At 44.1% G+C, this 22,903-nt stretch carries 20 protein-coding genes; 10 read left to right on the top strand and 10 right to left on the bottom strand.

Annotation, left to right across the window (positions count from 1 at the left end; genetic code table 11):
* Window positions 1-81 precede the first annotated feature (81 nt).
* Window positions 82-1,224 (bottom strand): Rpn family recombination-promoting nuclease/putative transposase, encoded by a 1,143-nt coding sequence (locus QUB11_RS15635; protein WP_333204208.1) that lies wholly within the window; start codon window positions 1,222-1,224, stop codon window positions 82-84.
* 220 nt (window positions 1,225-1,444) lie between these two features.
* Here QUB11_RS15635 and QUB11_RS15630 point away from each other — a divergent pair, with 220 nt between their 5' ends.
* Window positions 1,445-2,767: a DUF4041 domain-containing protein gene (locus tag QUB11_RS15630; RefSeq protein ID WP_333257042.1), complete on the top strand. Its 1,323-nt coding sequence runs from the start codon at window positions 1,445-1,447 to the stop codon at window positions 2,765-2,767.
* A 39-nt stretch (window positions 2,768-2,806) separates the two neighbouring features.
* Here the strand turns inward: QUB11_RS15630 and QUB11_RS15625 are convergent, their stop codons facing one another.
* Together QUB11_RS15625 and QUB11_RS15620 are read right to left on the bottom strand one after the other, a co-directional pair.
* Entirely contained in the window at window positions 2,807-4,912 is a 2,106-nt protein-coding gene (locus QUB11_RS15625) for an SUMF1/EgtB/PvdO family nonheme iron enzyme (protein ID WP_333204210.1), read from the bottom strand.
* Window positions 4,913-4,951: 39 nt separating this feature from the next.
* Window positions 4,952-5,869 (bottom strand): hypothetical protein, encoded by a 918-nt coding sequence (locus QUB11_RS15620; protein ID WP_333204212.1) that lies wholly within the window; start codon window positions 5,867-5,869, stop codon window positions 4,952-4,954.
* Between the two features lie 181 nt (window positions 5,870-6,050).
* Here QUB11_RS15620 and glyQ point away from each other — a divergent pair, with 181 nt between their 5' ends.
* Both glyQ and QUB11_RS15610 read left to right on the top strand, forming a co-directional pair.
* The gene (gene glyQ, locus QUB11_RS15615; RefSeq protein WP_242720870.1) at window positions 6,051-6,929 is read left to right on the top strand and encodes a glycine--tRNA ligase subunit alpha; all 879 of its coding nucleotides are present in this window, start codon (window positions 6,051-6,053) and stop codon (window positions 6,927-6,929) included.
* A 226-nt stretch (window positions 6,930-7,155) separates the two neighbouring features.
* Entirely contained in the window at window positions 7,156-7,923 is a 768-nt protein-coding gene (locus QUB11_RS15610; RefSeq protein ID WP_333204216.1) for an ATP-binding cassette domain-containing protein, read from the top strand.
* 119 nt (window positions 7,924-8,042) lie between these two features.
* On the opposite strand, the gene QUB11_RS15605 is transcribed toward QUB11_RS15610, so the two are convergent.
* The 3 genes from QUB11_RS15605 to QUB11_RS15595 form a co-directional block, all read right to left on the bottom strand.
* Entirely contained in the window at window positions 8,043-9,311 is a 1,269-nt protein-coding gene (locus tag QUB11_RS15605; protein WP_333204218.1) for an MFS transporter, read from the bottom strand.
* A 289-nt stretch (window positions 9,312-9,600) separates the two neighbouring features.
* A complete protein-coding gene (locus QUB11_RS15600; protein WP_333204220.1) occupies window positions 9,601-10,113 on the bottom strand; it encodes a DUF2808 domain-containing protein in 513 nt (170 codons plus the stop codon).
* Window positions 10,114-10,147: 34 nt separating this feature from the next.
* A complete protein-coding gene (locus tag QUB11_RS15595; RefSeq protein WP_333204222.1) occupies window positions 10,148-11,338 on the bottom strand; it encodes an RNA-guided endonuclease TnpB family protein in 1,191 nt (396 codons plus the stop codon).
* Window positions 11,339-11,886: 548 nt separating this feature from the next.
* Here QUB11_RS15595 and QUB11_RS15590 point away from each other — a divergent pair.
* The 3 genes from QUB11_RS15590 to QUB11_RS15580 all read left to right on the top strand — a co-directional run bounded on the left by QUB11_RS15590 (window position 11,887) and on the right by QUB11_RS15580 (window position 14,993).
* A complete protein-coding gene (locus QUB11_RS15590) occupies window positions 11,887-13,035 on the top strand; it encodes a Re/Si-specific NAD(P)(+) transhydrogenase subunit alpha (RefSeq protein WP_333204224.1) in 1,149 nt (382 codons plus the stop codon).
* Between the two features lie 258 nt (window positions 13,036-13,293).
* A complete protein-coding gene (locus tag QUB11_RS15585) occupies window positions 13,294-13,587 on the top strand; it encodes an NAD(P) transhydrogenase subunit alpha (protein ID WP_106150865.1) in 294 nt (97 codons plus the stop codon).
* Window positions 13,584-14,993, top strand: a complete 1,410-nt coding sequence (locus QUB11_RS15580) for an NAD(P)(+) transhydrogenase (Re/Si-specific) subunit beta (protein ID WP_333204228.1) — start codon at window positions 13,584-13,586, stop codon at window positions 14,991-14,993. The genes QUB11_RS15585 and QUB11_RS15580 overlap by 4 nt, the downstream gene beginning before the upstream one ends.
* A 298-nt stretch (window positions 14,994-15,291) precedes the next feature.
* Here the strand turns inward: QUB11_RS15580 and QUB11_RS15575 are convergent, their stop codons facing one another.
* The 4 genes from QUB11_RS15575 to QUB11_RS15560 all read right to left on the bottom strand — a co-directional run bounded on the left by QUB11_RS15575 (window position 15,292) and on the right by QUB11_RS15560 (window position 18,160).
* Window positions 15,292-15,492: a type II toxin-antitoxin system HicB family antitoxin gene (locus QUB11_RS15575; RefSeq protein WP_333204230.1), complete on the bottom strand. Its 201-nt coding sequence runs from the start codon at window positions 15,490-15,492 to the stop codon at window positions 15,292-15,294.
* Window positions 15,493-15,629: 137 nt separating this feature from the next.
* Complete coding sequence (locus QUB11_RS15570) at window positions 15,630-16,073, bottom strand: hypothetical protein (RefSeq protein WP_333204232.1); 444 nt, start codon at window positions 16,071-16,073, stop codon at window positions 15,630-15,632.
* 7 nt (window positions 16,074-16,080) lie between these two features.
* Window positions 16,081-16,695: a hypothetical protein gene (locus QUB11_RS15565; RefSeq protein ID WP_333204234.1), complete on the bottom strand. Its 615-nt coding sequence runs from the start codon at window positions 16,693-16,695 to the stop codon at window positions 16,081-16,083.
* Window positions 16,696-16,831: 136 nt separating this feature from the next.
* Window positions 16,832-18,160 (bottom strand): hypothetical protein, encoded by a 1,329-nt coding sequence (locus tag QUB11_RS15560; RefSeq protein WP_333204236.1) that lies wholly within the window; start codon window positions 18,158-18,160, stop codon window positions 16,832-16,834.
* Between the two features lie 183 nt (window positions 18,161-18,343).
* On the opposite strand from QUB11_RS15560, the gene QUB11_RS15555 reads away from it, so the two are divergent.
* The 4 genes from QUB11_RS15555 (at window position 18,344) to QUB11_RS15540 (ending at window position 22,777) form a co-directional block, all read left to right on the top strand.
* A complete protein-coding gene (locus QUB11_RS15555; protein ID WP_333257039.1) occupies window positions 18,344-18,847 on the top strand; it encodes a hypothetical protein in 504 nt (167 codons plus the stop codon).
* A gap of 29 nt (window positions 18,848-18,876) precedes the next feature.
* Window positions 18,877-19,203 (top strand): DUF433 domain-containing protein, encoded by a 327-nt coding sequence (locus QUB11_RS15550; protein WP_333204240.1) that lies wholly within the window; start codon window positions 18,877-18,879, stop codon window positions 19,201-19,203.
* Window positions 19,204-19,482: 279 nt separating this feature from the next.
* Window positions 19,483-22,185 carry a protein-arginine deiminase family protein gene (locus QUB11_RS15545; protein ID WP_333204241.1) on the top strand — a complete coding sequence of 901 codons (2,703 nt, stop codon included), beginning with the start codon at window positions 19,483-19,485 and terminating at the stop codon, window positions 22,183-22,185.
* 322 nt (window positions 22,186-22,507) lie between these two features.
* On the top strand, window positions 22,508-22,777 hold the full coding sequence (locus QUB11_RS15540) for a FitA-like ribbon-helix-helix domain-containing protein (protein WP_333204243.1): 270 nt from the start codon (window positions 22,508-22,510) through the stop codon (window positions 22,775-22,777).
* Window positions 22,778-22,903: the final 126 nt, after the last annotated feature.

Here is a 22,903-nt window from a genome sequence, read left to right as displayed (position 1 = left end):
TTCTTAGCCCGCGGAGGCGGGCATTGTTTGTGTAGTAGCGGTTTCAACCGCCGAATTATAAAGGAGGTAAGCTGTTCTGCGCTACAATAAAATGGCATTTTTGAGAGCTTGTTTGTTGAGGCGATCGCGGAGTTGAGATTCGCTACTTTCTCGGCTGACTGCTGCTTTTTCTGATGCCTTAGCGATCGGTAGTGGTTCGAGCAGTTTGGCTTGAGCTTCCTGAATTGAAGGGTAATTTTCAGCCCAGGATGAAATCGCTTCTGAGAGGACATCGATCTCATCGGATAAGGGTTCAATTAGCTGCGCTAGTTCGGTTAATTGTTCGGCCCCGAAGAGCGATCGCTGCTGAGTTAATAGTTCGATAAACGAGTCGATATTTTGTTCGGGGAGTGACATCGATTCCCGTTGAATTTTGTTAATTGTTTGCCGAACAAATTCGAGAGACAAATCTAATAATTGCGCGATCGTCTCTAAATTCATTCCAAATGCTATCATCCGACGAATGGCTTCTAACTTCGCTTGGCGTTCACCTTGTTCGAGTCCTTGTTCGAGTCCTTCTTCTAAACCTTCTTGCTTGACTTCCTGGTAAAATCGAGTTTGTCTGAGTTCGCTTAAATTCAACATGGCGGCAATTTCCTCGCGGCTTTTCTGGGGGAGTTTGTAGACGATAATTGTTTCGATGAGGTTAATTAAATCGCGTTGAACGGTGGGATCGGATATCTGTTGTCGGGCCATTGCGATCGACTGCCGTGCTTGTTCTGCTGCTGTCTCTGCTGGCTCGATTACCAGTTTAACAACTTTGACTCCGAGCGATCGATCTGCGGCTTCTGGCAATTCATCGAGGTAAATCCGTTGGACGCGCTGACTGGTTAAGAGTTCCTGAAATTGCAGCATCTGTTCGTGTTCGATGCGACGATTGGGATAGATGACAACTACGCGCCAAGGATTGAGGGGTTTGTATTGTCGCAGATAGAGAAAGAGTTCGCCAAAGATGCGGTAGTACAAGTCGGCATCGGGTTGAAACTGAACTTCAGCCAAGTAAAATGGTTTTTCAGGTTCTTCGGTTTTGGGGAGAAATAACCCGTCGATGCGGAATGCGAGTTGTTTGATTTCGCGGGAGGTGAATTCATAGGCGGTGGCTTCGTCTGGGGAACGATCGATCAGTTCAAAGAAGAAGCGGGGAAATTCCTGAAACAGGCTGTAGAAAATGGTGTCTGTTTTCATGAGTTGTCGATGCGAATCGAAGATGGGTACTATATCATGCCAAGATTGGTAAATGCGATCGCCTATATGTACCTCTTGCCCCAGAACTGAATATCCTGTAAACTAGGTTAAGAACGCCTAAGTAAAAATATTGAGTCAAATGTTGTCAATACCTCTTCTGTTAACAATAGCAGCCTTGGTTGGTATATTAATAATCTACCTGAGTAGAACGTGGCTTCAAATGCGACACGAGCGGAATTCGCTGAGACAGGCTCTGAGTAAGTATCAGAGTTTAACTTCCCGGGAAGAAACAGAAAAGCAACTAGATTCAAACATTCAGTTAAAACAAAACGAGCTACAAGAACTGGATGTCCAACAGGAAACCATAAGAACCTCTATCAAAAACTTACAAGCTAAACTGCGTGAGAATCAGGCTAAAGAGTATTTGATATCTATAGAGGCTTACGAACCAAAATATGATTTTATAAACTCTGGAGATTATCTACAACAATTAGGAGAAATTCAAAAAAAACAGCGAACAATGCAACGCAATAACGAAGCCTTTATTTCTGATACTCCCTGGAGTATAGGAGAAGGTAAACAAGGAGAAAAACAAGGAGAAAAAATGATAAAAGACCTCCTAAAGATGATAGAAATTGTATTTGAAGAACAGTGCAGGTATGTTGGCCAAGAAGTTACATCTAAAAACCTTGATTCTTTAAAGAAGAAGATAAATGACTATTGTGATAAAATTAATAGGTATTTGCAAAAAATAGACTGTAGGATCTCCGAAAAGTATTTAAGTCTTAAATTGATACAGCTAGATATCGAGTATGAATTAGAATATATAAAAGAGAAAGAGAAAGCAAGAGAAAGAGCAATCAAAGAACAGATGGCACAAGAAAAAAAAGAGCGCATTAAAATGGAAAAGGCGCAACAAGAAGCTGAAGAAGCTGAGCAAAGAGAAAGGCAATATCAAGAAGAGCTTGTAGGTCTAGAAAAGAAAAAAGTGGCTGGTTTACAGCCAGAAGAATATGAGAGTCAAAGTAAATATCTTAAAGAGGGGCTTTTTCAAGCTAAAACTGATAAAGAAAAAGCTCAAGAAAAAGTTATTTCATGTTCCCGAATGCTCAAGTCTGGTTACATTTATGTAATTTCAAATATTGGTTCTCTCGGACGAGATGTATATAGGATATTTATGACGAAGAATAGTGACCCAGATGTATATATCAGAACCATGAATCCTTATGTTCCATTCCCCTTTGATATTCATTATAAGATTGTTTCAGATGATGCTTCAGCCACAATACAGCATTTTCATGAGCAGTTTTATGATAGAAGAGTGAATATAGAAAATGAAAGGAGAGAGTTTTTTAGGGTTTCATTCAATGAAATTGAGCAAATTGTACAAGAACTTGAGCGAGAGACTGGGGCTTTGACGATTGAAAAATGTGAAAGAGTACCTCAAGCTTACGAATACCGCAGAACTAAAGTAGCAGAACGAAGAAAATCCGATGATACAACCTTAATCGACGCATATATAGATGAAGATGAGATAGCTTAGGAACAGTAACGACATAAAAACATATTGGAATATAGTCAGCTATAAAGAGCGAACAATCCTGAAACCAATATTGTGAGATGGTTTGTTGGTATTATTGTACCAGCGGCTAGCAGAACGACATCGTAAGGGTTCATTACGCCACGAACCACCACGGATTACATGAGTTTGATTTTCGCTACCATCTAGCCATTCATCTCCATTGGTAGGTGAACCATCATAACTTTCATGCCAGCTATCTAAACACCATTCCCATACGTTGCCATGCATATCAAATAGTCCAAAGGAATTCGCTACTTGAAAGCTATCTACTGAATTAGTTTTTTCACGATAAATTCCTTGAGGTTCTGAACTCCAAAGATAGCGACCATCGTAATTAGCTAAGTTGCTAGTAATTGTTTCGCCAAAATGAAAAGGAGTTGTAGTTACTGCACGACAGGCGTATTCCCACTCTGCTTCGCTAGGAATACGATACTCGTGACCTGTTTTTTGAGATAAGCGATCGCAAAACTCAATGGCATCATACCAAGAAACATTAGTAACTGGATGTTTTTTTCCTCCCAAGTTTGACGGACGAAGTTTTAGCTTTTGATGGACTTCTTTTAAACCAGCAATTTCTCTCCACTGTGCTTGTGTAATTGGTGTCTTACTCATCAGAAAAGGTTTAACTTTAACTGAATGTTGAGGTCTTTCATTAATGTATCGCTTGTCTTTAGATTCCAATGAACCCATTAAAAAATCTCCTCCCGGAATAACAACCATTTCTAACATCACCCCCTTCCCTAAATCTTCGATAAGGCATTGAGTCTGCTTTGGATAACTACTAATCTCTTTACCTTGAGCATCTATTGTCACCGTTATAAATTCAAAGGGTTGAGTTCCAGGAATTGATGGGATAATCAAGTTGGTATTTTGTTGTTCCTCCAAACCCTCTATCCCTTGCTTGGGGGTAGAAATTATAGGTAATTCCTGCTGCTGTCTAGTGGATTGTAATTGCGTTGGAAACTCTTCTATATTGTTACTGTTGTTCGATTTTTCGTCACGTTTGAATAGATAGCCATCTTTCACGCGCATAAAGATAACAGGGGTGGCAAAATCCCGTTTCCGATATTGCGTATTCAGCGCGATCGCTCTCCTTCCATTCTGAGCCGCAATACCAACTGGGTCATCCTGAGCTAACCGTTTGTAGAAGCAATCAGCAAAGCGACTTGCTGTAAAGTTAGAAACTTCGTACTGCATCGCCACAACCACCGGAATATTCTGCTGCACAATCTTAGAGGAAACGCCAACAAAAGCTTGCGAAGCAGACAGCTTTCCCCCCTCACAAGCTTGCAGCATTACAACTCCAGGGCGGTGTCGGTTAAATAGCCCACCGAAGAAACTGGCATCTACCCATAAGGCTTCGTCCATATCGTCAACCAGAGCAATTTCCCCCACTTCCTGACCTCTCTCATCATGCAGACGACCATGCCCAATGAAGTGAAAAATATGGGGTTTTTGTTCTAGCACCTCATCAATAGCTTCAGGAGTGGCTGGATTGACAATGGGTAGTAGCTCGACCAGATCAGATTGGTTAGTTGCCAGTTTTTCTAACGCAACCTGCACTTTTTCATAGACAACTGAACCTAAATTTATGGGTGCAGCGATCGCTAAGGCAATCCTCAGCTTTTCATCTAGGTTTAACTGAATCGCAGGAGCTGAATACCATTGGGAACGTCGGCGGGTGAAGATGAGATTAGGGTCAGTTCCCAGCCATATTTCACCTAAGTTTGCACTCCCAGGTAAGCAGGTGAACTCCCAAGGTAATGCCGCCACATCAGACATTCCATGCTCATCAATATCTAGCTCAACTTGCAGCAACTGCTTGTCTGTCTGCACGACATCGTAATAAAAGTTTACGAAATCCTGGCGCAGTACATTATCAAATAGAATATTAAACAAACCTTCTCCAATGGCGCGTGTATTGCTGGATTCTTTCAGATCGTTGTTACCAGCCACTTCGAGCAAGGGTTTAATTTCTTCTAACTTCTCATAGCTAAATATCCCATAAGGTTCACCTAGAGGTTGATGCTGAGCATCCCACTTTTTCACCTGCACACGATCGTAGTTAGCCACGCAAATGCGATAAGTACAGTAAGCTTTTGTCATTGATTATTATCATAAAATAGTGAATTTCTACCTAATTTTCTAGCCTTTAGTAGTTGCTTGGGGTAGAATGAGCGACCATTTTTCATTTGCAATTCGAGCCAACTGAATCGCAGCTTCATCACGGCGCAGTAGATTCTTGAACCGATCTGATAATTCGCTAAATACATCCCGCACATCGGCAGTCAGCCAATTCATATTGGGTTCTGCCCAGGCCATCCCTCGCAAATTAATCGATTCTGTTCCTTTAGGCACTTTGAAAACCACTGCAAATTTTGCTGTTCCGACTTTTTGAATTTCCTCGTCTTGGATGCGCCAATAACAAGTGGAATTCCCCTCACCTACGGCAGTAATCTCAGCATGACTCAGTTCGTATTTATATTCAGGAAGCGCCAGAAATGCTTTGAGTTCATTCTTATTTGCTGCATTTGTTTTTAGCTCACCCGGAAGCAGGTTTGTAAGTTCACCTAGCCAAGCGCTGTCTACTCCAGCACTCCATTCGAGGTTTCCATTTAGCCCGATGTCTATGCCAACCCCAAAATTCATTATAGTTCGCCACTTCTGATGAGGGAAAATGCTCTGAATAATTGGCTCATTATTACCTTTGGGATGAAAATCAAGCTTACAGATTAACCGTCTGAATTGAGCGCCCGGTTTAGGACGCAAATCTACTGTCAGTGTCATGTAATAAAAATCATACTGAGTTTGCATCTGCTGTTTATAGATGCCGATTAATTCAGTCCCACTTTCTTTAAATATTTCCTCTGTCAGCAAGATCAACCTATCTTGCGGATTGCCAAAGCTGACCTGAGTTTTCAATAGACTCTCAACGGCTGCTGCACCTGTACCAAGTTTTGTCCCTCCAGCCAGGGTGCCTTCCCACTTTTGCACCTCTTGAAGGAGTTCTGACAGCAGGGTATCCGCTTCTTGGATGTTAGGCAGGGATAGGTTATCGCTCATATTAGGTCTCTCGGGTGGTGATTACAATATTTTCCCTACAACCAAGCTGATTTTGGGAAATTGTAAAAGTATCTTTATCATTGTAAGTTGCTGGAGAGTGTACGTAGGCTCGATCGCCATAAATCCGCCACTCCTAGTATGCTTAAATAAGTTGAGACACATACTAACCATATTTAAACCAGTGAACTTTCAATCAGTCATTGCCACCTTAAACAAATTCTGGAGCGATCGAGGATGCCTGATCGCCCAATCCTACGACACAGAAAAAGGTGCAGGAACCATGAATCCCCACACCTTTCTCAGAGCAATTGGCCCCGAACCTTGGTCTGTCGCCTACATCGAACCCTGTCGCCGCCCCACCGACGGACGCTACGGCGAAAATCCCAACCGCTTCCAACATTACTATCAATATCAAGTTTTAATTAAACCCTCTCCTCCCAACATCCAAGACATCTATTTAGACTCCCTCAGAGCATTAGGAATTCGCCCAGAAGACCACGACATTCGTTTCGTAGAAGATAACTGGGAATCGCCCACCCTCGGAGCTTGGGGCGTCGGCTGGGAAGTCTGGCTCGACGGCATGGAAATCACCCAATTTACCTACTTTCAACAATGCGGTAGCATTGACTGTCGCCCTGTCTCCATTGAAATTACCTACGGACTAGAACGCCTCGCAATGTATCTCCAAGAAGTCGATGCGATGACGAAAATTCAGTGGAAAGATGGCATCACTTACGGCGACGTTCACCTGCAAGGAGAAATAGAACAGTGTACTTATAACTTTGAAGCTTCCAATCCAGAATTGCTGTTTACTCTATTTGGATTGTACGAGCAAGAAGCCGAACAATTGACAAAAAAAGGATTGGTTTTGCCTAGTCTTGATTATGTGTTAAAATGTTCTCACACTTTCAATTTACTCGATGCTAGAGGTGTAATTTCGGTAACGGAAAGAACTCGGTATATCACCAAAATTCGCAACTTGGCGCGGCGAGTGGCTCAGCTTTATTTGGAACAGCGCGAAAAGCTGGGTTTTCCTTTAGAAAAAGCTGTAAAAGTTTGAGTTTGAGTTGGATTGTGGGGCGGGCATCTTGCCTGCTTCGAGAACGGGCAAGATGCCCGTTCCACAAAGAGTGAGTTGGATTGGGGAGTGGGCATCTTGCCTGCTTCAAGAACGGGCAAGATGCCCGTTCCACAAAGAGTCAGTTGGATTGGGGAGTGGGCATCTTGCCTGGCTCAATAACGGGCAAGATGCCCGTTCCACGAAGGTCATGTTTTTAATTAATTAAATGCCTAATTATTCGGAAAATAATACAGAAACAACTCCTCAACTGCGAATTGACGGTGTAAGCTTGAAAACACCGATCGCCTCAAGTCATTTGTTGGAAAATATATCGTTTCAGGTACACAAGGGATCTCGCGTGGCAATTGTGGGCCCTTCAGGTGCTGGCAAAACAACGCTGTTGCGACTGCTAAATCGGCTCAGCACTCCCACCAGCGGCTCGATTTATCTGGAAAATACAGAATATCGCCAAATACCTGCGATCGAACTTCGCAAACAAATCACCCTCATCCTGCAAGAATCCAAGCTTTTGGGAATGTCGGTGCGAGAAGCATTGGCTTATCCTTTGAAGCTGCGGGGCGTCAATTCATCAAACATTAGTGAGAGAATTAGCGGGGCGATCGAACAACTGCACATACCCCAAGAATGGCTCAATCGCACCGAATTGCAGCTTTCCACAGGCCAAAAACAGCTCGTGGCGATCGCCCGCGGCATCATCCTACAACCAAAAATCTTGCTTTTAGACGAGCCAACATCCGCCCTAGACGCCGGAAAAGCCGCCCACCTTTTGCAAGTATTGACACAGCTAACAAACGGCAAAACCACAATTGTAATGGTGAACCATCAATTAGAATTAGCCGAGCAATTTAGCACGCGAATTCTGCATTTACAGCGCGGAAAGCTCATCGAAGATTTGCCCTCTCATCAAATTAATTGGGTGCAACTGCGGCAAAATTTAATCCAAGCAGAAGCAGAAGCCCAACAAGAATGGTGAAGATAAAAAATAGGATGCAGAGCCTCTGGTGTAATTAATTTGGATTTTTTAACCGCAGAGGGCGCAGAGGGCGCAGAGAAAGAGAGGGGAACAAAGAAAAAGAGCCGTTTACAAATTGTTTAGGAAATTAAACCCATTTTTTGATAAATTGGTTTGACTAAATGTTTTAAAGCGGGCAACTGTTTGGTAAAAACTATGGAGCCTAAAACACAAATTATACCTCCAATGATGACTGTATTGGGAGCGCCGATATAATTGGCTAATCCGCCGCCCACTAAATTACCAAACGGTGTCACTCCAAAAAATGCCATCGTGTATATGCTCATCACTCTTCCGCGTTTGTCATCTTCCACAATTGTTTGCAAAAATGTGTTTCCTCCTGCAAATTGCAAAATGAAACCAAACCCCACGAACAACATCATGATTAATGAGAGCCATAAGACGCGGGACAAACCAAAACCTATCAGCCCGAATCCCATAATTGCTGGTGAAATCGCAATCAATTTGCCGAGGCCAACTATACTTTTGCGAGAAATCAAATAAATCGCGCCCGCGAAGGCGCCAACTCCCGAAGATGCCATCAAAAAGCCGAGGGTTTGTGCGTCGCCTTGCAGAATTTTTGTGGCAAAAATCGGGACTAATACTGTGTGTGACATTCCCGCAAAACTGACTAATGCTAATAGCAGTAAAATTGCTCGAATCGGGGGAAACCCGAAGGCATAAACGAATCCTTCTTTTAATCTTTGTAAGGGTTTGGTATTAGTTGCCGCAATTTTACGGGCTTTGATCTTCATCGCTAATAAGCCTGCAATTACAGCTATGTAGCTGAGTCCATCAATAAGAAAGCAATAACTTGCGCCGACTGTAGCTATTAGCAAACCTGCAATTGCTGGGCCGATTAATCGGGCTCCGTTGAACATGGAAGCGTTGAGGGCGATCGCATTTGCTAAATCTTCTTTCTTTTCTACAAGTTCCGGTACAAAAGCTTGCCGTGCCGGCGCGTCAAAGGCGTTAATTGCGCCTTGAAAGAAACTCAGTACCAGGATCTGCCAAATGTTAACGACTCCTGTTAGCGCTAAAAATGCTAGCGCTAAGGATTGAACCATTGCTAATATTTGAGTGGCAATTATGACTCGGTGGCGGTTCCAGCGATCGATTAAAACTCCTGCAAAAGGCAGTAAAATTAATGTGGGGATTTGACTTGTAAATCCCACCACGCCGAGCATCCAAGGTGAATCGCTCAAATTGTAGACAAGCCAAACAGTAGCGACTTGCGTCATCCAACTGCCAATCAGTGAGAGCCCTTGTCCTGCAAAAAACAGGCGATAATTTCTCGATCGCAGCGCTGGAGGAAGTTGTATTGTTTTGATTTTTGCTAGTAGATTCATGCGAGAGTACGGCCTTAGCAATCCTATTTGATTGGTAAACATTTTGTAGGGGTAGCGCCCCGGGGCTTACCCCTAATTAGCTAAGGGCAACCATCGGGGGACTGCCCCTAGACTCATTATTACGAATCATTGAGAATTGCGATATGAGCCGAAGGTTCTATTTTATAACTCCCGAAAACCCGGATTTGAGTATTGTTAAATTTTTGCCCGCAGCAAAACGATCGCCACATTTAAATTTTTCAGTCGCGATCGCTTGACTAACAAGAAATTCCTTCCTCTAACTCTTTCCTCAATCAATGCTCAATAGCCAAGTACCGAGGTAACGCAGCAAGGGAACGTCTCCAGGAGTGCGGATGCGGACGTTGAAATGGTACATTCCGCCCGGAGATGGGTTTTGGACGTTGGAGAGTACAACCTCAACATTGTTGCCTGCAGGAATTGGTTCTGTGGGATAAATTTCTATGAAACGATTTTCTTTGTCCCAGATTACTTCTTGCAATTCTATTGTTTTGTTTTTGACGCGCACTTTAATGTCTTTTTGGTCGAATTCGCCTTTGTAGTAGTCTGGATAGGATATGTTCAGTTGGGCGATCGCCAAACTTACTTTTTTGGAAGGAATTCGCAGCCGATATCTATCGCCGCTCATCCCCGCTTTGCCGTAATCTAAGCGATAGTTTAATTGGTTGGCGCGCTCCGGGCCGCCGAAAATCGTGAATCCTGGCATGGACTGAGCTAAACTGATGGCGGGTAATCCAGCCACCAAGCAACCTGTAACCGCTAGTGCTGAAAATAATCGTCGCATAACAACTCCTCTAATTAAACTCTTGTTGAAATACTCACCGGCTATCAGGCGCGGTGATTCTTGACGCTTCATCGGGTTCTGCTACCGAAATAGTCTGACAATCCCTCAGCGTCCATTTAGAGTCGTGGCGATTCCCCATCCCGACTTGAGCTATATTTCTAGCCGCATTTTCATCTCTATCCTGCTCGGTACCACAATTCAAACAGAGCACTGAGCGAATAGATAAATCGATTTTACCCCACTTGAAACCACAGTCCGAACAGACCTGGCTGGTGGGTTCCCATCGACTAATCACCTTGAACTCTCTGCCCAACTTTTCAGACTTAGCTTCGCACAAAGTCCTGAATTCTCTCCAACCTTGCAAGCTGATTACTCTAGCAAGTTTGCGGTTCTTAACCATGCCCGACACATTTAAATCTTCCAAAACAATCACTTGGTTTTCGTTGACTATTTTGGTCGATAATTTGTGTAGAAAATTTTTACGGACATCAGAAATACGGTTATGAAGCTTGGCGATCTTGATTCGAGTTATATTCCTTCTTTTGGAGTCATGAGGTTGGCGAGCTAACTTGCGTTGCAGTTTGCGAACTTTCCGGTCTAGTTTTTTATAACTAGGACTTTCGGCTTTGGCGCCATTACTCATTACCGCAAAGGTTTTAATCCCTAAGTCGATACCAATACTGGGATGCAAAGCCTCGGATTGAACTGGTTCGACCTCTACAACAAAGCTTAAGAAATAGCGATTAGCGCAATCCTTGATTACCGTGACCGAGCTAGGTGCTGACGGCAAATCCCTCGACCATATTGGCTTGACAATTCCAATTTTTGCTAAGTAAACGCCACCGTTTTTCTTCATGGAAAATCCACGAAGGGTAAATCTGGCCGATTGACGGCTTGTCTTTTTTTTAAACCTAGGATACCGTACTTTTTGCCCTTTTTTTTCCCCTTTATAGGAATCAAAGAAATTCTTAAAAGCCGTTTCTAAATCGGTTACAGACTGTTGCAAGGGAACGCATGACACCTCTTCCAGCCAAGTCCTTTCCTCAGTCTGTTTTGCCCCAGTTATTACTATTTTCTGAAGTTCTGTCGATTTCGGCTTTTTTTCGGATTGTTTGCAAAGTGCAAGAGCATCATTCCAGACAACGCGAACGCAACCGAATAACTGAGCCAAGCTCTGTTTCTGTTGGTCGGTCGGATAGATTCTGTACTTGTACCTTGCTTTCATTGTTTACTATTGCTTGATTGCTTTATTGTACCATGTATTATCAATACAATTAACAGAAAATGAAGAGAATCAAAGCCGTCCTATAAGGACGGGGCTTCAGCCCTCCGCTACGCTCCGCCCAGTTTTTTGGTGAACATTAAATATTGCTCGCCCGAAATTTGCGATCGTGCCTACAATATATCGAATCTCTCAGCCATTTGATGAGGGCGATCGCCCGCCGGCTGAGGTCACTTTTTTTTGCGTAATTTTTGCGTAATACTGATAACTGACATTCAAACTACAGAATTAGGCGACATAAAATTATATCATAATCGGTGGCAAACTTAACAATTTAGCGAATTTGAATGTATAAGATAAGTTAAAGATACGGGTCGAATTTGGGCGATCGGCTTTAGTATCAACGAGAGAAGTTTAGGGCAACGGCTGTTTCAATGTAAAGCAAGGCATCGGGCGATTAAAAATCGCACTTCAAGAAACCTGCGGAGGCAGGTTTTGTCTGTGTAGGCGCGGTTTCAACCGCCCTGGGAAGGCTTAAATAAGGAGAGTTCATGAAATTAGCGATCGCAAAAGAAATAGCAGCAGGGGAACGCCGGGTGGCTTTAGTACCCGACGCTGTAGCCCGATTAGTCAAACAGGGGGTCGAAGTTTGGGTTGAGGCCGGTGCCGGCGCACAATCCTTTTTCTCGGATCTTGCTTACGAAGAAGCAGGAGCTCAGGTTGTCGCCGATACCGCTAGGCTGTGGGGCGAAGCCGATGTCGTCGTGAAAATCGGGGCCCTGCAAGAATCAGAAGTTCATCAACTCCGGGAAGGAGGCGTTTTCATCGGATTTTTGAATCCTCTGGGAGATCCAGCTTTAGTGCAGCGTTTAGCCGATCGCAAAGTAACGGCATTCAGCATGGAAATGATCCCGCGCACCAGCCGCGCTCAAAGCATGGATGCGCTGTCATCTCAGGCTAACGTCGCCGGTTACAAAGCGGTACTGATCGCAGCCTGTGCATTGCCGAAGTATTTCCCGATGCTGACAACGGCGGCGGGTACAATTCGCCCCGCGAAAGTATTGGTAATGGGTGTGGGCGTTGCTGGCTTACAGGCGATCGCCACGGCGCGCCGTTTGGGTGCGGTAGTCGAAGCCTTCGACATCCGCCCAGAAACAAAAGAACAAGTGCAAAGTTTGGGCGCTAAATTCCTTGATGTCGAACTCAAGGAAGAAACCGTCGCCGCCGGAGGTTATGCTAAAGAGCTCTCAGAAGCGGCTAAAGAATACACCCGCCAAGTGCTCACCCAACACGTCAGCGCTTCCGATGCAGTGATTACAACTGCTCAAGTTCCCGGCAGAAAAGCACCTATTTTAGTTACTAGAGAAATGGTTTCTCAAATGAAGCCCGGATCGGTAATTGTTGACCTCGCGGGCGAACAAGGCGGCAATTGCGAATGCACGGAAGCGGGGAAAGATGTTGAATGGAACGGCGTTAATGTCATCGGCCCGATTAATGTGCCTTCGTCGATGCCGGTACACGCTAGCGAAACTTACTCGAAGAATATCTCGGCTTTAGTTCAGTTGATGGTGAAAGATAAGGAACTCAATTTGAATTTTGAAGACGATATCATTGCTGGTTCCTGTGTGGCTCGCGATGGTGAAATTAGTAACCAGCGAGTTCGCGATGCTTTGGCTGCTCAGGCTTCAGCCGTCAGTTAGATTCTGTCGTTATCAGGCAAAGTCCGGCAAGGGTTGAAACCCCTGCCTCAAAGCTAAAGTCCTCGCTATGAGGACTGAAGAACTGATTAAATATCTCCAAAAAAGGCTTTTTTGAACAGGCAAGATGCCTGTTCCACAAGAATTATTGGAGAGGTCTATTAGTCCTCTTAAGAGGACTTTGGCTTTGAGCCAGGGAATGAATTCCCTGGCGGATTCAACCGGGAACGAGTTATTTCCAATTACCCATTACCAATTGTTATGGCAGAAGGATTGATTGCAGGTTTAGTGGTGTTTACTCTAGCGTCGTTTGTGGGATTTGAAGTAATTAATAAAGTCCCGCCGACGCTGCACACACCTTTGATGTCGGGTTCCAATGCGATTTCAGGAATTGCGGTTTTAGGTGCAATTCTGATTTCTGGCCAAGGTAATGTGACTGTTACTTCGATTTTGGGGACGATCGCGATCGCCCTGGCCACAATTAACGTTGTCGCCGGTTTCTTAGTAACTGATCGAATGCTGCAAATGTTCAAGAAAAAAGAGGTTAAAGCGTGAGCGATTTTCTGCCCAGTGGCATTCAACTAGGTTATTTAGTTGCGGCATCTTTGTTTATTATCGGTTTGAAACAGTTGGGTTCCCCTGCAACTGCGCGTCAAGGAAATGTGTTAGCTGCGATCGGGATGTTAATTGCGATCGTCGGTACTTTGCTGGAAAAGCAAGTAGTCAGCTACGAATTGATTGCTGTCGGAATAATCGTCGGTTCCATTTTGGGAACAATTATGGCAAAAACCGTCGCGATGACGGATATGCCGCAGATGGTGGGTTTGCTTAACGGTTTTGGGGGCGCGGCTTCTGCACTCGTTGCTGTGGGCGAATTCTGGCGCTATCTCAGCATCCCGGAATCGCCAACTCCAGACGCGACAATCACGATCCTTTTGGGTGTGTTGATTGGCGGAATTACTTTCACTGGTAGCCTTGTGGCGTTTGCGAAGCTGCAAGAATTGCTACCGGGTGCGCCGATGACGTTTCCGCTGCAACAGCCGTTTAATGCTGCGCTGGCGATCGCACTTTTAGCCGGCAGCGGTTATATGCTGTTTAATCCGGAGGATGTGCCGGTATTCCTGGGTTTGGTGGCGATTTCCAATATTCTGGGAATCATGTTTGTGCTACCCATTGGGGGTGGCGATATGCCGGTGGTGGTGTCGCTGCTTAACTCTTATTCGGGGATTGCGGCGAGTGTGGCTGGGTTCATTTTGATGAACAATATGCTGATTATCGCTGGTGCATTGGTGGGCGCGTCGGGGATTATTTTGACGCAAATCATGTGCAAGGCGATGAATCGATCGTTAGGTAGTGTGCTGTTTAGCGCCTTTGGTAGCGGTGGTGCTAGTGCTGGGGCTGCTGCTGGGGCTGCTGGTGCGATCGACAAAACTGTTCGCAGTATCAATCTCGAAGAAAGTGCGATGATGTTAGGCTATGCGCGATCGGTTGTAATTATTCCGGGCTACGGGATGGCTGTAGCGCAAGCACAGCACGCCGTGCGCGAGTTGGCCGACGGTTTGGAAAAAATGGGTGTTGACGTGAAATACGCGATTCACCCGGTGGCTGGGCGGATGCCGGGGCACATGAATGTGCTGTTGGCGGAAGCAAATGTGCCTTACCCGCAGTTGTACGATATGGACGATATCAATCCGCAGTTTGAAGAAACGGATGTGGCGTTGGTGATTGGTGCGAATGATGTAGTGAATCCGGCGGCGCGTCACGATACGGCGAGCCCGATTTACGGGATGCCGATTTTGGAGGTTGATAAGGCCAAACATACGATCGTGATTAAGCGCGGGATGAGTGCTGGTTTTTCGGGTGTTGACAATGAGTTGTTTTATAAGGATAAGACGATGATGTTGTTTGGTAGCGCTAAGGATGTGGTTGCGAAGTTGGTTGCTGAGGTGAAGCAGTTGTAGGATTTTGCAACCGCAGATGAACGCGGATTAACGCGGATGATTAAACCCGGTTTCTTGGATAAACCGGGTTTTTGTTTTGGGGTTGTTTTGATAAACTCGGCGGTTGAAACCGCGTCTACACAAACAAAGTCCGCCTTCGCGGACTAAGAAAATTACCGGGTATTTAAGTCTGATTTGATATCAATATTCTTCAGTCGGCGGAGGCAGACTTCGTTTGTGTAGAAGCGATTTCAATCGCCGATTTGATATCAATATTCTTCAGTCGGCGGAGGCAGACTTCGTTTGTGTAGAAGCGATTTCAATCGCCGAATCTTATCAGCCGATTCTTGACTTCAGAAGGATCTGCTGTCTCAAAAAATAGTTCCAACGCTTCGATCAGATTTCGTCGCGCTTCTTCTATATTGTCACCTTGGCTGGCAATATCAAGTTCTGGGCAAAGGGATATATATCCATCGCCTTCTCGTTCAATAATTGCTGTAAACTGTTGTGTTGACTTCATAATTTGAAGTGGCGGACTGCCAAGCTCAAACAATTATAGTTTTACTCGATATTATATCACATTAATTATGCTCGCCTCTCGTAAAAAACCCGGTTTCTTAGAGAAACCGGGTTTTTGTTTTGGGAACTTATATCTATCTAGCGGTTCTTATCCTCGTACTCCAGTATTAAATAGCGAACAGCCATTGGACTGATGGTAGTGAGTAGAGTTGCGAACCATACGACACCTGTTACAGCTATTTGATTTTGTCTCTCCGGTAGTATAAAATGGTAGTTTCCAGCAAGTGATGTAAAGAAGTCAAAAACAACGCAGAGAAACCAAGGTAATACTAATGTCCATTTTCCCTCACGAGCTTCTTTCCATACGTCTGTAGTAAGTAGGTTGAAGCAAAAGACTATAACTGTACTAGCAACACCTATTCCGTAGGCTCCTAAAGTATTGGGATCAAAATTACTCAGAGAAATAGAAAATTTTGGACCTGCAACTATTGATACTACTCCTAAAAATGTTGTCATGAAGTCCCAAAGCAGTCCAACGGAAAACCCAGTAATTAAGATTGGTATTATTCCTTTATCTCTCATATATTCCTCAATTACGAATCAGTATTCGGGTAACAATCACTATTGCAAGCACCAATAAAAAGGCTGAAAGAATGGCATACTTAGTATTGACAGACATATCCGATAGTCTCATCCTAAAGCTAAATTTAGGGAAATTTCGCTTGTTTTTATTTACAGGATAAACCCTTGGGATGTCTACGAATTTCGTCAACTCAGAGATAGTCTGTGTCCATACTGATAACCAGCTATCTCTCAAGCTATTGGGGTCAGTGACACTAGCAAGCTGGTTGAGATCATCAAACATATTTATCATTACATTGTGATGCTGCCAAACTAGCTGCGAATTATTTGGAAACTGTTGCTGTTTATTGGCTTTAAGAATCTCAAGAAGAGCTTGATGCTGATATGACCATACTTCAAAAGCTACTTTGTACAGTAGGTATAGCCTAAACTTGGTAAAGCTTCCTTCCTCATAGTAAATAGCGTCAGTCTCCTTGGCAACTTCCAAACCATCTGTAACTATCGCATCTAGTGGAGACCTAGCCCATTTGCTTTTTCTAATTGTTTCCGATAGTTGAGAGAGAGGAGTCTCAAAATTGTGTCCGCTATGAGTCTCTTGTCTAATAACTGGTTGTTGAGTCATAAAACCACACTGCAAGTCTCACTATTTAGGATGTTGCCCTGTGCTACTAGGATGATGTAGTCGCTTACCTTTGCCGAAAATTTATTTTCTTGCCAGATAGCTTTATCCATTGCTTCCTTTCCATAAAAAGCAGGTGTTACCACCAACTATCACTACTGCTAGAGCTACTATCAGATCCGCCACTATCGCCATAATCCCCACTTCCATAATCACTACTTCCAGAATCGGAACTGTAGCTTGAGTCTGAATCGGAACTATAGCTTGAGTCTGAATCGGAACTATAGCTTGAGTCTGAATCGGAACCATAGCTTGAGTCTGAATCGGAACTGTAGCTTGAGTCTGAGTCACTACTGCTGCAATCAGAACTATCACTTGATTCGGAGTCAGAGCTAGCGCCGAACAAATCCCAAGAGCCGCCACTATCTCCATAATCACTACTTCCAGAATCGGAACTATAGCTTGAGCCAGAGTCGGAACTGTAACTTGAGTCAGAGTCACTACTGCTGGAATCAGAACTATCACTTGATTCGGAGTCAGAGCTATCCCCAAACAAACCACCGAACCAAGAATTGCCACTATCGCCAGAATCACTGTTATTGGAATCAGAATTATCACTAGATTCGGAATCAGAATTATCACTAGATTCGGAGTCAGAGCTATCATCGAACCAATTACCGAACAAATCCCAAGAGCCACCACTATCGCCAGAATCACTGCTATTGGAATCAGAAGTATCACTTGATTCAGAGTCGGGACTGCTCCCAAAAAAGCCAACAAATGATGATATAAAGCCACCAAGTAAGGATTCTCCTCCACCATCACTCGATAATGATTCTCCCCCGCTATCGCTACTGTTACTATTCCAGTGAGGTTTAATTTCAGGAGGAAGTCCCAACGTAATGCCATTTTCTTTGACATCAGATGGATCGGCAAAGAAGATATTATCGGGAGAGATTACGAAGCACTGAGTTTCATTCAACACTTCTTTGACACGAGAGCCGAAGCAGTCGGTAGTACCATCAGGAGTAGAAAATATGAGGGGTATTCCTCTCTCATTTGCTACATGAACTAGCCGTTTAGCTTGATCGACCGCCTCGTCATTATTCCATTTAGATGTATAAGATTTGCACTCTATTATTGCTACTTCGTTGTCATTATTGTCATCAATGGTGACATCGATTTGAGTAGGTCTACCGTACTGTTCACATGTCTCATTGTAAAGGAAGTTACGAGGAACCTGAACAGCATTAAATCCAAATTTTGCGAGTTTTTCCTCTGTGTCTTCCTCAAATTTTTCTCCCTTTTCATAACTAGCTCTACCTATTTCTTGACTTCTGCTAGTGGTTGTCGCCTGTGCCTCCCCTGAGTTACTACCAGCAGCATCATCAAAGCCCAAGGCTTCAGCAATCTCAGAGCCGATCTCAGTAACCACTTCGCCAACCCAATCGAAGAGTCCTCCACTCATAGCTACTTTCTCCAGCCAAGCTACGCTTCATAACTTTACCCTCCATATAGTAGAGTTTTCTCTCACAATCTGAAAAGCGGAAAAAGACGGAGCTTTTCTAACCTTGATGTGCAAGTCGGATCTGGACGGATATAGACGGATAAAGTCGGGTATAATACTGCTAGTTCTCTCACCTCTATGCTGATGGACATTCACGAGGTATTGCAATTTGTAGATAAAGTAGTCTATGCCAAGACAGGCAAACGTCTAAATGACTTGCAGCGCGGAATTATCGAGGGAACACTGAAACAACAAAAGTATTCTGAGATTGCAGATACTTATCGTCTTACACAAGGTCACGTTAAAGATGTGGGTTACGAACTTTTACAAATGTTATCTGATACCTTTGATGAACCTGTTGATAAAGGTAATCTTAAATCTGTTCTAGATCGGCAAGGAAATCTGAATATCTCGGATTGTACTATTGGTAATAGCAACATAATTGGCTATATCAATGTTTGTTCCGATCGCCCTACTGCGAGCCCAGATGAAAATCAGCCTAAAACTCCTGACTTTCAGCAGGCAAAGGATGAAGCCAAGATTGAAAAAATTAGTAAGTTGCGGCAGTTTGGCTTGATCGACGAGCAAATCGCAGAGTTTCTGGGGCTAACCTTGGAAGAGGTTCAACAGGTGGATAAAGCGTTATAATTTAGAAAAAAGGATTGAGATTGTAAAAAATGGCACTGAAAGAATTAGAAAAACAACTACTTGCCTTAACTCTAAGTGAAAAAACTCAAGCAATACAGCTATTAGTTCAAAGTCTAAGCAATACTTGGCAAGGAATCGAAAAAACTCCGGGCGTGTGCGGCGGCGATGCTAGAATTGCCAAGACTCGCATACCCATTTGGTCGATGATAAATTATCGCCTTCTGGGTGCAAATGATGTGCGGATTTTGCAAGACTTTCCTCATTTGAGTGCAGCAGATTTGGCGAATGCTTGGGCTTATGCTGAGGCACACCCAGAGGAAATTGAAGCTGCGAGAATAGAAAATGAGGCTGCTTAAAACATGGCGCGAATTTGCGATAACAAGACTTACCGACTTTGGCAAAGAAACCGGGTTTTTACCTAATCTATCGGTAGCAGCGAAGTATTTTCGTAAAAAACCCGGTTTCTGGCCTGGTATGCGATGCTAAGAAACCGGGTTTTTACCTAATCTATCGGTAGCAGCGAAGTATTTTCGTAAAAAACCCGGTTTCTGGGCCCATGCGTAAGTCCTTATAATTAAATCCCCCATTGCTCCCAATATTAGCTAAAATCATTTGGGAGTCTGAGGATAAACTATATGCGCTGGGTTCGATATATTGCGATCGCCATTATCAATGGTTTCGGTGTCGTCATCGGGATTATCTGGGTAGCAGTCCCCACAACAGTGGCTCAACCTTCCCTAAACTACCAACTCGCACTCTCTGGGCGACAGCCAGACGGGGAAACTCCGCAATCCCTTTCCGAGCTCTACAAATTGCGCGATCGCCTGAAAGTACAATTAGATAACCTTGCCAAAACTTCCGACAGCGCCCCGTTTCCTGGTGAACTTTGGAAATCCGCAATCAACCGCCAGCAATCCCAAACTCTGACGCAGCAACTCCAAAACGTTCAAAGTCAGATTCAAATAGAAGAAAGAGCAAAATATAATTGGGACGATGCTGCTAAATTAGCCGCCCAAGCAGTCTTAATTGGACGCACTTCTAATCCTTCTTCTGCTACCTGGGAAGAGTCCCAGCGGCTGTGGCAGTTGGCTATCAATACGCTGCGACTCATTCCTCACGATTCTTTTTTGGCCGATCGGGCGATCGACAAAACCATTGAATACCAAGGAAACCTCAGTGTAGCTACCTATGAAATGCAAGTCGCACGTTCTGTTGAGAAAGTTAGAGCCGAGGAAGAAGAGATAAGAGAGCGAGCCCGCAAAGAGCAAGAGAAAAAAGAATTTGCTCGTCGAGAAATAGAGAGAAAAGAGCAAGAGAAAAAAGACCGGGCTAGAAAAGAACTAGAAAGACAAGAATTCCAAAGGCAAGAATTAGCCAGAAAAGAAGTTGAAAGGCAAGAATTAGCCCGTAAAGAACTAGAAAGGCAAGAGTTTGAAAGGCAAGAATTAGCCAGGAAAGAAGTTGAAAGGCAAGAAGTTGAAAGGCAAGAATTAGCCAGGAAAGAAGTTGAAAGGCAAGAATTAGCTAGACAAGAACTTGAAAAGCAAGAATTAGCCAGACAAGAATTAGCTAGACAAGAACTTGAAAGGCAAGAATTAGCTAGACAAGAGTTAGCTAGAAAAGAACTTGAAAGGCAAGAATTAGCCAGACAAGAATTAGCCAGACAAGAACTTGAAAGACAAGAGTTAGAGAGAAATCAGCAAGCAACTTCTCAACCAACTCCTGAATCAACTGCAACACCAACTCCCGCCCCAGCTACGCCTGCTGCGTCCCCGTCGAACTTTTTCTTTGCGGGAGATACTAACAGAGATGGCCAAATTAACCAGCAAGACGAACTCGGAAAAGAACAATGGTCTTTGTCCAGTGGCGCGCTAATTTCATTTAACGATCGCAATAACGATCGCGGCAAGATACCGACTTGGAAACAAACCAAAGTTAGCGCTCCCCGCCGTGCAGCAATGCTTTCTCAAGTTAACTTAACACTGTCGGAAAACTTCAAAACCTCTCAATTATTTATCACGGCTGACAGCATTGCTAGCCCTCACATCAGCGTTTTTCAGAAGACGGGCGACGGCTGGCAACCTGTAGATATATCCGGTGCTAAACCTCTAGTTTTCAGCACGAATATTGTTTTAGGTGTCGAAGCAAAACAATTTGCCGATCGCAATTGGAACGGCACTGTTAATCTCAAAGCAACTGCCCAAAACAACGGTCAAGAAATCGCCTCCACAACAATCCAAATGGGCGTTAGTCCTTGGATGATAGCGCCCAATACAGCACCAGTAACCGAAGTTCAGGTCAGCGACAGAGGCGCGGTAAACAGCGAATTTATCTCGCAACTAAAACAAGCAGTAGAACCCACGGGCGCCAAAGTAAAAATTCTCCAGGGCGATCGCACTTGGATGCAAGATACCCAGAAAAACGGATACGTTCAACTCCCCGAAAAATCGGAGATACGCCAGTTTAATGTCGCCCTAAAAAGCAATAGCGAACCAGAGAAAAACCCGCCTGTTAAATCAACTCAAAACCCTGATTTGAAAGTAGTTAAAATTGGCAATCCTCGTTCTTTAGACCCTGTAAGTCAGTGGTCTGACGGATACGGCAATTTGCAGGTGACACCGCCGATTCCCGGACACCCAATGGGTCGAGTTTATTACGGGAATTCGGGAAATGCTAGTTTTAATCCAGAGGTACTTGATTTTATTCAAGCTCAGAGAATTCAAGGGCCGCCAGTGGATATTGATACTTCTTGGCTTTTGACTCGCCAAGTTGATGAAATTATCAATTTTATTCCCACTCAAACTCCCGGACAATATGTAATGGCGATCGCCAGTCCCGAAGCCGGAGTTAAGCTGTTGCAAGACTTGGAGGAAAGAGGTTACGGCGATGTGGCGATCAATCGTGGTTTGAGCACTCAAACAACAGTCAGCGCCGCCTTGAAAAACCGTGCTTTAATTCAACACAATCTCTATTTGCAAAATCAGAAACTTAATCCGATTATAGAGAAGTTGAAAAGAGAGTTTTTACTCGGAGACGACCAAATTATTCAAGTTCCGGTGATGTTTGGCTATAGCGGTTATGCTTGGTGGCCAAATATGGTCAATTCGGTGCCAGTTAACGGCAAGTTGTTAGTTTCAAATCCGCGCGGGCCAATGATTGACGGTGTAGATTACACTCAGGAAAGATTGCGCCAACTGCTGCTTCCTGCTGGCGTCAGCGTTAGTTTTCTGGATGACAGGTATTATCAAGAATTAAAAGGAAACGTGCAGTCGGCGACGAATACTGTGAGGAAGCCAGAAGAGCGACCTTTTTGGCAGTCTTTGCCTAATAATTACTAATTGGGAATCGGGCATGGGAATCGGGAATCGGGAATCGTGAATCAGGAATTTGTAGGGGCGGGTTCACCAACAATACGCGCCTGTAACTGACATCTTGCACCATTCTCAATTAGCGTTTTAGGAACAGGCAAGATGCCTGTTCCACAAGAAAATCTACTCTTTGTGGAACGGGCATCTTGCCCGTTCTTGAGAATGGTGCAAGATGTGAGCTGTAACGAACAATCTCGTAAACCCGCCCCCACCCAACGGTAAATCTCAATATACCTCCTAAACCCGCCTCCCTATGCTAATATTTAGCCAAACTATGCTAGGAGTTTAACAGATGGCTACCCTGCAAATAGAAAACATACCAGAGGAATTGTACGCGAGACTGCAAGAGTTAGCCGCAGCTCAAAACCTCTCGATTAGCGCGTTTGCGATCGCCATTTTAGAAGCCGAGTTATCAACAGAGACAAAACCCCTCTCAGGAAAACGTAAAAAGTCTGTAACAGAAATATTGGCAGAAATCAGCCGTCGTCGCGAGTCTCGTCCGGCGAATATGGGGATGATACTAGATAGTACCGCTTTAATTAGAGAGGAGCGTGACAAATAATATCTTGCACCATTTTTATGAACAGGCAAGATGCCTGTTCCACACAAGTACCATTTTTATGAACAGGCAAGATGCCTGTTCCACACAAGTACCATTTTTATGAACAGGCAAGATGCCTGTTCCACA

Source organism: Microcoleus sp. B6-A1 (genome assembly GCF_036705085.1).
GTDB lineage: Bacteria > Cyanobacteriota > Cyanobacteriia > Cyanobacteriales > Microcoleaceae > Microcoleus.
The sequence above is the reverse complement of the archived record's forward strand: the minus strand, read 5'-3'. Positions and strand labels throughout refer to the sequence as shown.

Coding starts and splice junctions, on each gene's coding strand:
- QUB11_RS15635 (WP_333204208.1), bottom strand. CDS start 1,224: ATGAAAACAGACACCATTTTCTACAGCCTGTTTCAGGAATTTCCCCGC.
- QUB11_RS15630 (WP_333257042.1), top strand. CDS start 1,445: ATGCGACACGAGCGGAATTCGCTGAGACAGGCTCTGAGTAAGTATCAG.
- QUB11_RS15625 (WP_333204210.1), bottom strand. CDS start 4,912: ATGACAAAAGCTTACTGTACTTATCGCATTTGCGTGGCTAACTACGAT.
- QUB11_RS15620 (WP_333204212.1), bottom strand. CDS start 5,869: ATGAGCGATAACCTATCCCTGCCTAACATCCAAGAAGCGGATACCCTG.
- QUB11_RS15610 (WP_333204216.1), top strand. CDS start 7,156: ATGCCTAATTATTCGGAAAATAATACAGAAACAACTCCTCAACTGCGA.
- QUB11_RS15605 (WP_333204218.1), bottom strand. CDS start 9,311: ATGAATCTACTAGCAAAAATCAAAACAATACAACTTCCTCCAGCGCTG.
- QUB11_RS15600 (WP_333204220.1), bottom strand. CDS start 10,113: ATGCGACGATTATTTTCAGCACTAGCGGTTACAGGTTGCTTGGTGGCT.
- QUB11_RS15595 (WP_333204222.1), bottom strand. CDS start 11,338: ATGAAAGCAAGGTACAAGTACAGAATCTATCCGACCGACCAACAGAAA.
- QUB11_RS15590 (WP_333204224.1), top strand. CDS start 11,887: ATGAAATTAGCGATCGCAAAAGAAATAGCAGCAGGGGAACGCCGGGTG.
- QUB11_RS15585 (WP_106150865.1), top strand. CDS start 13,294: ATGGCAGAAGGATTGATTGCAGGTTTAGTGGTGTTTACTCTAGCGTCG.
- QUB11_RS15575 (WP_333204230.1), bottom strand. CDS start 15,492: ATGAAGTCAACACAACAGTTTACAGCAATTATTGAACGAGAAGGCGAT.
- QUB11_RS15570 (WP_333204232.1), bottom strand. CDS start 16,073: ATGAGAGATAAAGGAATAATACCAATCTTAATTACTGGGTTTTCCGTT.
- QUB11_RS15565 (WP_333204234.1), bottom strand. CDS start 16,695: ATGACTCAACAACCAGTTATTAGACAAGAGACTCATAGCGGACACAAT.
- QUB11_RS15560 (WP_333204236.1), bottom strand. CDS start 18,160: ATGAGTGGAGGACTCTTCGATTGGGTTGGCGAAGTGGTTACTGAGATC.
- QUB11_RS15555 (WP_333257039.1), top strand. CDS start 18,344: ATGGACATTCACGAGGTATTGCAATTTGTAGATAAAGTAGTCTATGCC.
- QUB11_RS15550 (WP_333204240.1), top strand. CDS start 18,877: ATGGCACTGAAAGAATTAGAAAAACAACTACTTGCCTTAACTCTAAGT.
- QUB11_RS15545 (WP_333204241.1), top strand. CDS start 19,483: ATGCGCTGGGTTCGATATATTGCGATCGCCATTATCAATGGTTTCGGT.
- QUB11_RS15540 (WP_333204243.1), top strand. CDS start 22,508: ATGGCTACCCTGCAAATAGAAAACATACCAGAGGAATTGTACGCGAGA.